This is a genomic window from Mesorhizobium sp. ESP-6-2 (assembly GCF_020164675.1).
Lineage (GTDB): Bacteria > Pseudomonadota > Alphaproteobacteria > Rhizobiales > Rhizobiaceae > Mesorhizobium.
On the sequence record NZ_JAIUGT010000005.1, the window covers coordinates 239157 to 251179 of the forward strand.

Genomic DNA, 12023 nt, shown 5'->3' on the forward strand with positions numbered 1-12023 from the left:
CGAGCGCGCGGTCCGCTATTTCGCATAATCATTTCGGTATAAAACTTTAAGCTTGAAATATCTTGGCCGCGGCGCGATACTGAAACCAAGCAAGCGAAGAGGAGATCGCACAGATGAAGGTTGCGGTTCTCGGCGGCGGACCAGCCGGCCTTTACTTCGCCATTTCGATGAAGCTGAGGGACGCCGCGCACGATGTGACGGTTTTCGAGCGTAATCGCGCCGACGACACGTTCGGCTGGGGTGTCGTTCTGTCAGCCGAAACACTCGAGAATCTGGCCAAAAACGATCCGGTCAGCGCCGTCTGGATCAAGAAGCATTTTGCGTATTGGGACGACATCGCCGTGGTCCATGACGGCGTGCGCACTGTATCCTCAGGCCATGGCTTCTGCGGCATCGGCCGCAAGCGGCTCTTGATCCTGTTGCAACGGCGCGCACGCGAGCTCGGTGTCAAGCTGACGTTCGAGACCGACATCGCCGATCCCAAACCCTATATGGAGACGCATGACCTGGTCGTCGCCGCAGACGGACTGAACTCCAGGGCGCGTAACAGTTTCGTCGATATCTTCAAGCCCGACATCGACACGCGCAAATGCAAGTTCGTGTGGCTCGGCACCCACCAGAAATTCGACGACGCGTTTACGTTCATTTTCGAAAAGACCGAGCATGGCTGGGTGTGGGCGCACGCCTACCAATTCGACAGCGACACCGCGACCTTCATCGTCGAGTGCAGCGAACAGACCTGGGCCGCCTTCGGCTTCGGCGCGATGACGCAGCAGGAATCCATCGCCGTCTGCGAACGCATCTTCGAAAAACATCTTGGCGGCCATGCGCTGATGACCAATGCCAACCACATCAGGGGTTCGGCCTGGATCAATTTCCCGCGCGTGCTGTGCGAGCGCTGGTCATTCGAGAATCTGGCGCTGATGGGCGACGCGGCGGCTTCAGCGCATTTCTCGATCGGCTCCGGCACCAAGCTGGCGCTGGAAAGCGCGGTTGCGCTGGCCGAGTATGTCGAAACCGAGCCGGACCTAAAGGCCGCCTTCCGCAAATATGAGGATGCGCGCCGCACCGAGGTGCTGAAGCTGCAATCGGCGGCGCGCAACTCGCTCGAATGGTTCGAGGAGGTCGAGCGCTATCTCGGCCTCGATCCGGTGCAGTTCAACTATTCCCTGCTGACCCGCTCGCAGCGTATCAGCCATGAAAACCTGCGGCTGCGCGACGCAGAGTGGCTTGAAAGCGCGGAGGAGTGGTTCCAGCGCCAGGCGGGCGCCGGCGCCAACAGACTCCGTCGCGCCCCGATGTTCGCGCCCTTCAAGCTGCGCGACATGCGGCTCAGCAACCGCATCGTCGTCTCGCCGATGGCACAATACAAGGCTGTCGAGGGCTGCCCGACGGACTGGCATTTCACGCACTATGCCGAGCGTGCCAAGGGCGGCGCCGGGCTCATCTATATCGAGATGACCTGCGTCAGCCCCGAAGGCCGGATCACGCCCGGCTGCCCGGGCTTCTATGCGCCCGAACATGAGGTGGCGTGGAAACGGCTGGTCGATTTCGTCCATGCCGAGACCGAAGCGAAGATCTGCGCGCAGATCGGCCATTCCGGCGCCAAGGGCTCGACACGGGTTGGCTGGGAAGGCACCGACGTGCCGCTGGCCTCTGGCAACTGGCCCGTCATGGCGGCATCGGCGGTCGCGTGGTCACGTGAGAATCAGGTGCCAAAGGCGATGGAGCGCGCCGACATGGACAGAGTGCGCGACGAGTTCGTGGCTTCGGCGCAGATGGCCGATCGTTGCGGCTTCGACATGCTGGAGATCCACGCCGCGCACGGCTATCTCCTGTCGTCCTTCATCACGCCGGTCACCAACCGGCGCACGGATGAATATGGCGGTTCGTTGGAAAACCGCATGCGCTATCCCCTCGAAATCTTCCGCGCAGTGCGCGCCGCCTGGCCGGCGCAGAAGCCGATCTCGATGCGCATTTCGGCCAATGACTGGGTCGGCATCGAAGGCGTGACACCCGCCGACGCCGTGGAGATCGCGCGGCTGTTGCATGAGGCCGGCGTCGACATTTGCGACGTCTCGGCAGGACAAACCTCGGTGCTGGCAAAGCCGGTCTATGGCCGCATGTTCCAGACGCCGTTTTCCGACCGCATCCGCAACGAGGTCGGCATGGCGACGATGGCGGTCGGCAACATCTATGAGCCGGACCATGTCAATTCGATCCTGATGGCCGGCCGCGCCGACCTGGTGGCGCTGGCACGGCCGCATCTGGCCGACCCCTACTGGACGCTGCATGCGGCGGTGACGCTCGGCGACCGTGGCGTGAAATGGCCGGATCCCTATCTGCCCGGGCGTGACCAGATCTACCGGCTGGCCGAACGCGACGCCGCGGCGGGGCTGAAAGTATGACGGCCGCCGCGATGATCGCCGGCAGCCACGCCCTTGTCACCGGCGGCGGGTCCGGTGTCGGCCGCGCCATTGCGCTGGCGCTGGCCGGTGCCGGCATCGACGTCACCATATGCGGCCGGCGCGAGGCGGAGCTGGCCAAGGTGGCCGGCGAAAGCAAACGCATTTTCGCCATCACTGCCGATGTCACCGATGAGGCGGCGATGGCATCGCTTTACGAGGCGGCTGAAGCGGCGCGAGGCCCTTTCGACATCGTCGTCGCCAATGCCGGCATGGCGGGCAGCACGCCGGCGCACAAGACCGCGCTGGCCGACTGGCAGCACACGCTGGACGTCAACCTGACCGGCGCCTTCCTGACCGTGAAGCCGGCGCTCGCCGGCATGGCCGCGCGCGAGGCGGGCCGCATCGTCTTCATCGCGTCCACCGCCGGACTGAAGGGCTACGCCTACGTCGCACCTTACGTGGCGGCCAAGCATGGCATCATCGGCCTGATGCGGGCGCTTGCCGCCGAGACGGCGAAGTCCGGCGTGACCGTCAACGCGGTGTGCCCGGGTTTCGTGGAAACCGAAATGCTGGAGCAGTCCCTCCAGCGCATTGTCGAAAAAACCGGCCGCTCGACTGAACAGGCGCGGGCGAGCCTTGCCTCGACCAATCCGCAGGGCCGCTTCATCCAGCCGCAGGAAATTGCCGCTGCCGTGCTGTGGCTCTGTGGCGATGCGGCAGCGTCGATCACCGGACAGGCAATTTCGATCTCAGGAGGCGAAACATGGTAGCCGGCCCCCTGCCCGCGCCGTCGGGACCCGGCAAGGACCGCTTGCGGCTGTGGATCAGGCTGCTGCGCGCCTCGCGCACGATAGAGGCCGAACTGCGCGAGCGCCTGAAGAAGGAGTTCAACACGACGCTGCCGCGGTTCGACGTGATGGCCGCGCTCTACCGCGCGCCCGAAGGCATGCTGATGAGCGACCTGTCGCGCTTCCTGCTGGTGTCCAACGGCAATGTGACGGGGATCGTCGATCGGCTCGTGTCCGAGGGGCTGGTCGCCCGCGCCCGCCGCAATGGCGATCGCCGCACCTCGATGGTGCGGCTGACGGATGAAGGCTCCAAGTCCTTCGCCGTCATCGCTGCCGCTCACGAGGGCTGGGTCGGCGAATTGCTGGGCAAGGTGAGCGAGGATGACGCGCGCCGGCTGACCGGCATGCTGACCTCGTTCCGCAGCAACTGGGAGGGACGCGAATGAGCAAGATGGCCGGCTTCAAGCCGAAGCATTTCCTCTGGCGGGTCGAAGAGCGGATCGCCAAGATCCGGCTCGACCGGCCGGAACGCAAGAACCCGTTGACCTTCGAAAGCTATGCGGAACTGCGCGATACGTTTCGCGACCTCGTCTATGCCGACGATGTCGACGCCGTTGTGTTCCTGTCCAATGGCGGCAATTTCTGCTCCGGCGGCGATGTCCACGACATTATCGGGCCGCTGGTCAAGATGGACATGAAGCAGCTCCTGGCCTTCACCCGCATGACCGGCGATTTCGTCAAGGCGATGCTGAACTGCGGCAAGCCGATCATCGCGGCGGTGGATGGCGTGGCGGTCGGTGCCGGCGCCATCATCGCCATGAGCTCCGACATCCGCATCGCCACGCCGGAAGCCAAGACCGCGTTCCTGTTCACCCGCGTCGGCCTCGCCGGCTGCGACATGGGCGCCTGCGCGATCCTGCCGCGCATCATCGGCCAGGGCCGCGCCGCCGAACTGCTCTACACCGGCCGCACCATGACGGCTGCCGAAGGCGAGCGCTGGGGGTTTTACAACAGGCTAGTAGAGGCAGCTTCCTTGGAAGCTGACGCGCTCGACATGGCGGCGCGCATCGTCTCCGGCCCGACCTTCGCCCATGGCATCACCAAGACGCAGCTCAACCAGGAATGGTCGATGGGCCTCGACCAGGCGATCGAGGCGGAGGCGCAGGCACAGGCGATCTGCATGCAGACGCGCGATTTCGAGCGGGCGTACAAGGCGTTCGTCGCCAAGGAAAAGCCGGTATTCGAGGGGGATTGAGGATGTTTTCTTCGCTCAAGAAGGACATGCCGGCGGGACAGCGCCCCCCTCTGGCCTGCCGGCCATCTCCCTCTCTAGGGGGGAGATTGGCAGCTTCGGCGGCGGCAGCCATCCTGCGGCGCAGGCGATTTGCGAAAGCCGAGATGAGGATCGATCTCCCCCCCGGCGGAGGAGATGTCCGGCAGGACAGAGGGGGGCGCCCTAGAGCACGGACTCTGGAGAATAGCGGAGGCAGAAATGCCTGACCGCTCCTTCCTCGACTGGCCATTCTTCGAAGACCGCCATCGCCAGCTGGCCGAAAGCCTGGAAACATGGTGCGCGAAGAACCTGCCTGTCGATCACCATGACGTCGACGCCGCCTGCCGCGAGCTGGTGCAAAAACTCGGCAGCGACGGCTGGCTGAAACCGACGGCGCTCGACACCGACAATCCCGGGCCGCTCGACGTGCGCACCTTGTGCATCACGCGCGAGACGCTGGCGCGGCATGACGGGCTCGCCGATTTCGCCTTCGCCATGCAAGGGCTCGGCACCGGAGCGCTCAGCCTGTTCGGTACGCCGGATCAGCAGCAATGGCTTTCGAAGACGCGCGCCGGCAAGGTCATTTCCGCCTTTGCGCTGTCGGAACCGCGCTCGGGATCGGATGTCGCCAATATGGAGATGACCGCGACCCGCGATGGTGGCGGCTATATCTTGTCGGGCGAAAAGACCTGGATCTCCAATGGCGGCATCGCCGATCTCTATGTCGTCTTTGCCCGCACAGGCGAGGCACCCGGCGCCAAGGGACTATCAGCCTTCATCGTGCCGGGGGACAGCAAGGGCCTCGGCATCGCGGAGCGCCTGGAAGTCATCGCGCCGCATCCGCTGGCACGACTGTCTTTCGATCAGGTCCGGCTGCCCGCCTCGGCGCTGATCGGCAAACCGGGCGACGGCTTTCGCATCGCTATGTCGGTGCTCGACGTGTTCCGCTCGACCGTCGGCGCGGCGGCACTCGGCTTTGCGCGCCGCGCACTCGATGAAAGCATCAAGCGGGTGGCCGAACGCAAGCTGTTCGGCGCGCCGATGACCGAGCTGCAGATGGTGCAGGGCCATATCGCCGAGATGGCGCTCGACGTCGATGCCGCGGCGCTCCTGGTCTATCGCGCCGCCTGGACCAAGGACATGGGCGCGGCGCGGGTGACGCGCGAGGCGGCGATGGCCAAACTGTTCGCCACCGACAAGGCGCAGGAGGTGATCGACAAAGCGGTGCAACTGCATGGCGGCGACGGCGTCCGCAAGGGTCACATCGTCGAAAGCCTGTATCGCGAGATCCGCGCGCTGCGCATCTACGAGGGTGCTTCCGACGTGCAGAAGGTGGTGATCGCGCGGCAGGTGATGGGCGCTGCCTGAACCCGGTCGCGTCAAGGTTTGGACTGTTTCGAACGCGGATATTGCGGAGAGTTTGAAATGCACGAGATTCTGCAGCCGGATGGCTGGGCCAAGCCGGTCGGTTACGCCAATGGCGTAGCGGCCCGCGGGCGGCTTGTCTTCGTCGGCGGACAGGTCGGCTGGAACGGGCAGTGCCAGTTCGAGACCGACGATTTCGTCGGACAGGTGCGGCAGACGCTTCAGAATATCGTGGCGGTTCTGGCGGAGGCCGGCGCGGAGCCGCGGCACATCACGTCGATGACCTGGTATTTCACTGACAAGAGCGAATATCTGGCCAACCTCAGGGGCATTGGAGAAGCCTATCGCGAGGTGATCGGCAGGCATTTCCCGGCGATGGCCGCCATGCAGGTGGTGGCGCTGGTCGAGGACCGCGCCAAGGTGGAGATCCAGGCCACCGCCGTCATCCCGGAATAATCTATCGGTTGTCCCGGAATGACCGACCAATTGTCTTGGAATAGTCGTCCATCGCTTCGTCATCCTGGGGCGAAGCAAGGAGCGCAGCGACGCAGCGCAAACCCCAGGATCCATGCCGTGAAGCCAAAGCGCCGCTGCGGTCCAGAATTCTGCACCGATGCGCTCTGCGTCCAATGTAACGGCATGGATCCCAGGGTCTTCGCGACGGAGCTTCGGCTCCTGCTCCTCCCTGGGATGACGACTTCGGCTAGCTGGAATAATCTATTCGCGAAGGCCGGCCCGCTCCAGCAGCGGCAGCACGTGATCGCAGAAATAAGGCAATTCCTGCGTGTAGTTGACGAAGGACAACGCAATGCCCTGGTAGCCATGCCCGGCAATGGCGGCCATGTCGGCGGCGATCGTTTCGGGCGTTCCGATCAAGGGGTAGGTGCCTGCGCCGCCGGCGAAACGCTGGCGGTAGCGGTCATAGGCATGCGGGTCGTGCGAGCGCGAGAATTCCTTCTTGCCGGCCATATGGGCATCGACCGCCTCGCGGTCGGCCAGATCGACGGCATAGCGTGTGTAGTAGGCCTGCGCCTCCTCCATCGTCGGCCGGCAGACGACATGCGCCACGGTGTAGACGCCGACCTCGCGGCCAGCCTTGTCGGCCCGCTCACTAATATCGGCGACATGTTTGCCGGCATCGGCCATCTCGGAAAAGGTCGTGAACAGGTAGTCGCAACGGGCGGCGGCGAAATCGCGGCCCGGACCGCCGAAAGCCGCGTTCATCGTCACCGGTCGCGGCACTTGCAGGCTGGCCGGCCGGCTCACGGCTTCCTTGAGACGATAATAAGTGCCCTCATAGTCGAGAGGTTCAGCCGACGCATAAAGCCTTTCCAGAATGTCGATCCATTCGGCGGCCTGATCATACCCCTTCTCGACCAGCGGCGTGCCGAACATGCCGAATTCCTTCGGGTTCCAGCCGCAGACGATGTTAAGGCCGGCGCGGCCCTGGCTGATATGGTCGACCGTCGCCAATGCCTTGGCGGCATAGAGCGGATGCATAAGCGGCACATGCACGGTCATGAACAGGCCGACCCGCTCGGTGGCCACACTGAGCGCCGCCGCCCAGGTGAAGGTCTCGAACGACCATTCGCGCACCTTGTTGCGGCCGCCAAAGCCGCGCCAGCGCGCGATCGGCAGCAGGAATTCCAGCCCCGCACGGTCGGCGATCTGCGCCGCCGTCAGATTATCCTGCCAGCTTGCCGTCCAGCGTTCAGGCACATCCGATATGGCAAGGCCGCCATCGGCATTGGTCGAGAAGACGCCGAGCTTCAGTCTGTTTGGGCCGTCCAGGGGATGCGCTTTGATCATGTCCGGAACTCGCGGCGGGAGATCGACACGCTAGGCCCGCGCGAAAATATTTCAAGCCTGAAATAGCTTCGCCTCGCCGCTGTTTGCGGATATGAATTCCGGCACGACAACAAAGGGATGGAGCGATGAGCGGGTTTCGCCACAAATGCATCGGCAGGGAAAGCCTCGTCGGTTCCTTTGCCGCCATTCCGCATCCGGTTGCGGTCGAGGTGATGGCGCAGTCCGGTCTCGATTTTCTCTGCATCGATTGGGAACATGCCCAGATTTCGCGCGACATGATCGAGACGATGGTGCGCGCCGCCGACATCCATCGCGTGCCGGCCATTGTGCGCGTGCCCGGCCATGCACCGGAAGCGATCGCCGCGGCATTGGACAGCGGCGCGCAAGGCGTGCTCGTCCCGCGCGTCTCGACATCAGCCCAGGCGCAGGCGGCGGTGAAGGCCTCGCGTTATCCGCCGACCGGCGAGCGCGGCGTCGGGCCCGGACGGGCCGCAGGCTATGGCTACCGCATCTCCGAATATCTTGCTCAGGCCAATGACAGCATCGTCGTGGCGGTTCAGGTCGAGACATCGGAAGGGCTGGCCAATATCGAGGCGATCGCCGCCGTCGAGGGCGTCGACGTGATTTTCGTCGGGCCCGGCGATCTCTCCGTGTCGATCGATGCGATCGGCCCGGAAGGCGCCGACAAGCTCGCGCAAGCGATTCGCAGGATCATCGGTGCGACGATCGCGCATGGCAGGACATCCGGGATCTTCTGCGCGAGGCCGCAGGATGTCGCCGGATGGGCGGCACTCGGCGCCAGTTTCTTCATCCTGGCCAGCGACACGATGTTTCTGGGAACTGGCGCTGCCGCCGGAAAAGCCGGCGCGGATGCCGAACTGGGCAGGAGCGGCCGCAGCTAGCGCTATCGAAAGGCACTCCAGGCGCCGTCGCCGCCCAACTTTTTAAGCTTAAAACTTTTGCCTTGAAAACTGCCGCGGTTTGGATAAGCATTCCTAGATCGATGCGACTGCCGTTCCGGACGGGCTTGCCGGACATCCATCGTGGTGCATCGGGTGGGATCAAAGGGTTTCAGTCCTTGTCGTTCATGCTGCCCCCAGTCATCCTCCAGCACGCTATGCCTGCGATGGCATGCGCGCGCCAGTTCCACGATCCGCATACCGAGAGCATCGCCAATCTCGCCTTCCCGCCCATGTGCGTCTGCCGCGACCGGACAGCGCCCGACCGCATGGCGGGGAGCATGAATTGACGCCCCGCTGGGAGGTGTGGCGGCAAGAAACCGTGCGGGCATCAGCCCGCCCGATCAACAACCAGAGGGAACACCCCAGAGGGACCAACAATGAGCCTGACCCGTCGCAATCTCATCCTGCTCGCGGCCGCCATCGGCATCGCCGCCGGACCGGCAACCGCCTATGCCGCCGATGTGCTTAATGTCGGCGCCTACCCGACCAATCCGCCCTTCGAATACAAGAACGAGAGCGGCACTTTCGAGGGCTTTGAAGTCGACATCGTCAACGAAGCGGCAAAGCGCGTCGGCATGACCACCGACATCGCCGATCTCGGCTTCCAGGCGCTGTTCGCCGCCACCACCTCGAAACGCATCGATGTCGCCATCTCGTCGATCACCATCACGCCGGAGCGGCTGAAATCGCAGTCGTTCACGCAGCCTTACTATGATTCCGATATGGGCATCGCCACCAAGACCGACAGCCCGATCAAGGCCGAGGCCGACCTCAAGGGCAAGATCGTCGGCGTGCTGTCCGGCTCGACCGGCGAGACCTGGGTCAAGGCACATCAGGAAGCCGACGGCTTCAGCGACGTGAAGGGCTATGACACGCAGCAGAACCTTTTGCTCGATCTCAGTGCCGGGCGCATCGACGCGGCTGTCAGCGACATTCCGGGCATGCAGTACTCCTTCACCAAGATGAAGGATCTCACCGTCAAGGAACGCATCAAGACCGGCGAACAGTACGGGCTGATGATGACCAAGGACCACCCGCTGCTCGGCAAGCTGAACGACGCGCTGACGGCGATGAAGAAGGACGGCACGCTGGCCGCGATCCACAAGAAGTGGTTCGGCAGCGACGCGCCCGCCGATTCCTCGACCGCCAAGGAAATGCCGGTGCCGAAGGCCTGAGCGGCGGCCGCCAAGGAGAACGTGCCGGCTCGAAAGGCCGGCACGTTCCGTTTGATACACAACCTCCCGGAAGCAGCACGGCGCGGCAAAACCGCTTTCGCTGTTCCGGACCTCTGCTCCGGCGTCAGGGACGCCAAACGGTTCGGGAAAGCCTCCCATGTCGCTGCTCGATACCTTCTTCAACGCCGACGTCATCGCGTCCAGTCTGCCGGCGCTGCTGCGCGGCTTTCTCAACACGCTGCTGCTCGGGCTGCTCAGCATCGGCATCGGCATCCCCATCGGCCTGGTTATCAGCCTGTTGCGGCTCTATGCGCCGAAGCCGCTCAGGTGGCTGGCGGTCGGCTACACCGACATCTTCCGCGCGCTGCCGGTGCTGGTGGTGCTGATCCTGATCTATTACGCGCTGCCCTTCCTCGGCATCCGCCTGTCGTCCTGGGCTTCCGCCGTGACGGCCTTCGCCATCATCATGTCGGCCTATTCGGCGGAAGTGTTCCGCTCCGGCATCGAAAGCATTCCGCGCGGCCAGTTCGAGGCGTCGCAGGCCCTCGGCCTGCCGTTCCTTTTGACCTTGCGCAAGGTGGTGCTGCCGCAAGCGGTGCGCGTGGTCATCCCGCCTATGACCAGCAACTGCGTCTCGATGTTCAAGGACACCTCGCTCGCCTCCACCGTGGCGCTGCCGGAACTCCTGAAGGAAGCGACCAATGCCCAGTCGCTCTACGCCAATCCCTCGCCGCTGATCGGCGCGGCGCTGGTCTATCTCATCTTCCTGTGGCCGATGGTTCGCCTCGTCAGCCTGCTTGAAGACCGTTTCAAAACCGAGAAGACGCGCTGACCGCGCCTACAATTTCCCATCTACCGAGCACTTCGCAGGAGACGACCATGAACAAGCATCAAGCCGCCAATGCGACCGGCACTTCCGGCGCGTTCCCTGTTGAAAGAATCCGGGCGATGTTTCCCGCCTTGCAGCGGGCAGGCGATTTCATCTTCCTGGACAACGCCGCCGGCGCGCAGATCCCGCAGAGCGTGCTCGACGCGGTGACCAACCATCTGGTTTCGCACAATGTGCAGCGCGGCGGCCGCTATGGCCGCAGCGTCACTGTCGATCAGTCGGTCGCCGATGCGCGGACAAGCGTGGCACTGCTGATCAATGCCTACAGCCCATCCGAGATCTGCTTCGGCATGAACGCCACCTCGTTCATCCGCCTGGTCAGCCTCGGCATCGGCCAGATGCTTGGAGAGCGCGACGAGATCGTCGTCACCGACATGGACCATGACGCCAACATCGCGACATGGCTGGCGCTCGAATCCGCCGGCGCCAAGTTCAAGTGGTGGCGCATGCGCGAAGACGGCAATTTGCATGTCGACGATCTGCGCCCGCTTGTTTCCGATCGTACCCGGCTTGTCGCCTGCACGGTGACGGCGCATTCCATCGGCTCGATCGTCGACGTGGCTTCGGTGGCTAAAATCGCGCACGCCGCCGGCGCCGAAGTGTTCCTCGACTGCGTGCACTACGGACCGCATGGGCTGATCGACGTACAGGCCTGGGATTGCGACTATCTCGTCTGTTCCGGCTACAAGAATTTCTCGCCGCATATGGGTTTCCTGTGGGGCCGCTTCGAAACGCTGAAGCGGCTGCCGACCTTCCGCGAGGACTTCATCCCCGACGAGCCGCCCTACAAGGTCGAGGCCGGCACCTTCATCTACGAGAATGTGTCGGGCATGGATGCGGCGGTCCAGTATCTGGAACTCATCGGCCGCAACCTTGCCCCGTCCAACAACCGCTCGCGGCGCGAAAACATCGTCGCCGGCATGCGCGCCATCCGCGACTACGAGCTGGTGCTGGCGCGCGAGATGCTGGCTGTGCTGAAGAGCTGCGGGGCAACGATCTACGGCGTTTCCGAGGAGGCCCGGATCAACGAGCGCGTGCCGACCTTCTGTTTCAACATCGGCAAATTGTCGCCGCAGCGGATCGTCGAGGAAATGGCTGAATTGCAGATCGGCATCCGCGACGGCCACATGTACGCCCCGCGCCTGATGAAGCGCCTCAACCTGTCGATGGACAGCGGCGCCATCCGCGCCTCGCTGGTGCACTACAACACGGTGGAGGAGGTGCACCGTTTCGGCGACGCACTGCGGGCGATTATCGCCAAGCTGTCGTGATCCGGCGATCGGTCTAGGAGGGGGCCGTAAGCGGCCCTTCGGATATTCGTTTCGGAACGGCGGGAACTGGGCCGATAGCTGCC

At 63.9% G+C, this 12023-nt stretch carries 11 protein-coding genes; 10 read left to right on the plus strand and 1 reads right to left on the minus strand.

Annotation, left to right across the window (positions count from 1 at the left end):
- The first annotated feature begins 113 nt into the window (after nucleotides 1-113).
- The 6 genes from LB532_RS16065 to LB532_RS16090 all read left to right on the plus strand — a co-directional run bounded on the left by LB532_RS16065 (nucleotide 114) and on the right by LB532_RS16090 (nucleotide 6290).
- A complete protein-coding gene (locus LB532_RS16065) occupies nucleotides 114-2408 on the plus strand; it encodes a bifunctional salicylyl-CoA 5-hydroxylase/oxidoreductase (RefSeq protein ID WP_140640038.1) in 2295 nt (764 codons plus the stop codon).
- Nucleotides 2405-3178, plus strand: a complete 774-nt coding sequence (locus tag LB532_RS16070; RefSeq protein ID WP_224556976.1) for an SDR family NAD(P)-dependent oxidoreductase — start codon at nucleotides 2405-2407, stop codon at nucleotides 3176-3178. The genes LB532_RS16065 and LB532_RS16070 overlap by 4 nt, the downstream gene beginning before the upstream one ends.
- A complete protein-coding gene (locus tag LB532_RS16075; RefSeq protein ID WP_140513060.1) occupies nucleotides 3172-3642 on the plus strand; it encodes a MarR family winged helix-turn-helix transcriptional regulator in 471 nt (156 codons plus the stop codon). The genes LB532_RS16070 and LB532_RS16075 overlap by 7 nt, the downstream gene beginning before the upstream one ends.
- Nucleotides 3639-4451 (plus strand): enoyl-CoA hydratase family protein, encoded by an 813-nt coding sequence (locus LB532_RS16080; RefSeq protein ID WP_140640042.1) that lies wholly within the window; start codon nucleotides 3639-3641, stop codon nucleotides 4449-4451. The genes LB532_RS16075 and LB532_RS16080 overlap by 4 nt, the downstream gene beginning before the upstream one ends.
- Before the next feature lie 237 nt (nucleotides 4452-4688).
- Nucleotides 4689-5837: an acyl-CoA dehydrogenase family protein gene (locus LB532_RS16085; RefSeq protein WP_140640044.1), complete on the plus strand. Its 1149-nt coding sequence runs from the start codon at nucleotides 4689-4691 to the stop codon at nucleotides 5835-5837.
- Nucleotides 5838-5894: 57 nt separating this feature from the next.
- Nucleotides 5895-6290, plus strand: coding sequence for a RidA family protein (locus LB532_RS16090; RefSeq protein ID WP_140640046.1), 396 nt, complete (start codon nucleotides 5895-5897; stop codon nucleotides 6288-6290).
- Nucleotides 6291-6551: 261 nt separating this feature from the next.
- Here LB532_RS16090 and LB532_RS16095 read toward each other — a convergent pair whose 3' ends face one another.
- Nucleotides 6552-7643, minus strand: coding sequence for an LLM class flavin-dependent oxidoreductase (locus LB532_RS16095; protein WP_140640048.1), 1092 nt, complete (start codon nucleotides 7641-7643; stop codon nucleotides 6552-6554).
- Between the two features lie 125 nt (nucleotides 7644-7768).
- On the opposite strand from LB532_RS16095, the gene LB532_RS16100 reads away from it, so the two are divergent.
- From LB532_RS16100 to LB532_RS16115, 4 genes are all read left to right on the plus strand, one after another.
- Nucleotides 7769-8545: an HpcH/HpaI aldolase family protein gene (locus tag LB532_RS16100; RefSeq protein ID WP_140640050.1), complete on the plus strand. Its 777-nt coding sequence runs from the start codon at nucleotides 7769-7771 to the stop codon at nucleotides 8543-8545.
- Nucleotides 8546-8982: 437 nt separating this feature from the next.
- Complete coding sequence (locus LB532_RS16105) at nucleotides 8983-9780, plus strand: ABC transporter substrate-binding protein (RefSeq protein ID WP_140640052.1); 798 nt, start codon at nucleotides 8983-8985, stop codon at nucleotides 9778-9780.
- 157 nt (nucleotides 9781-9937) lie between these two features.
- A complete protein-coding gene (locus tag LB532_RS16110) occupies nucleotides 9938-10612 on the plus strand; it encodes an amino acid ABC transporter permease (RefSeq protein WP_140496993.1) in 675 nt (224 codons plus the stop codon).
- A gap of 47 nt (nucleotides 10613-10659) precedes the next feature.
- The gene (locus tag LB532_RS16115) at nucleotides 10660-11940 is read left to right on the plus strand and encodes a cysteine desulfurase-like protein (protein ID WP_140640054.1); all 1281 of its coding nucleotides are present in this window, start codon (nucleotides 10660-10662) and stop codon (nucleotides 11938-11940) included.
- Nucleotides 11941-12023: the final 83 nt, after the last annotated feature.

Bases quoted from the DNA above. Each gene is read 5' to 3' on its own strand.
- LB532_RS16065 (WP_140640038.1), top strand. From the start codon at position 114: ATGAAGGTTGCGGTTCTCGGCGGCGGACCAGCCGGCCTTTACTTCGCC.
- LB532_RS16070 (WP_224556976.1), top strand. From the start codon at position 2,405: ATGACGGCCGCCGCGATGATCGCCGGCAGCCACGCCCTTGTCACCGGC.
- LB532_RS16075 (WP_140513060.1), top strand. From the start codon at position 3,172: ATGGTAGCCGGCCCCCTGCCCGCGCCGTCGGGACCCGGCAAGGACCGC.
- LB532_RS16080 (WP_140640042.1), top strand. From the start codon at position 3,639: ATGAGCAAGATGGCCGGCTTCAAGCCGAAGCATTTCCTCTGGCGGGTC.
- LB532_RS16085 (WP_140640044.1), top strand. From the start codon at position 4,689: ATGCCTGACCGCTCCTTCCTCGACTGGCCATTCTTCGAAGACCGCCAT.
- LB532_RS16090 (WP_140640046.1), top strand. From the start codon at position 5,895: ATGCACGAGATTCTGCAGCCGGATGGCTGGGCCAAGCCGGTCGGTTAC.
- LB532_RS16095 (WP_140640048.1), bottom strand. From the start codon at position 7,643: ATGATCAAAGCGCATCCCCTGGACGGCCCAAACAGACTGAAGCTCGGC.
- LB532_RS16100 (WP_140640050.1), top strand. From the start codon at position 7,769: ATGAGCGGGTTTCGCCACAAATGCATCGGCAGGGAAAGCCTCGTCGGT.
- LB532_RS16105 (WP_140640052.1), top strand. From the start codon at position 8,983: ATGAGCCTGACCCGTCGCAATCTCATCCTGCTCGCGGCCGCCATCGGC.
- LB532_RS16110 (WP_140496993.1), top strand. From the start codon at position 9,938: ATGTCGCTGCTCGATACCTTCTTCAACGCCGACGTCATCGCGTCCAGT.
- LB532_RS16115 (WP_140640054.1), top strand. From the start codon at position 10,660: ATGAACAAGCATCAAGCCGCCAATGCGACCGGCACTTCCGGCGCGTTC.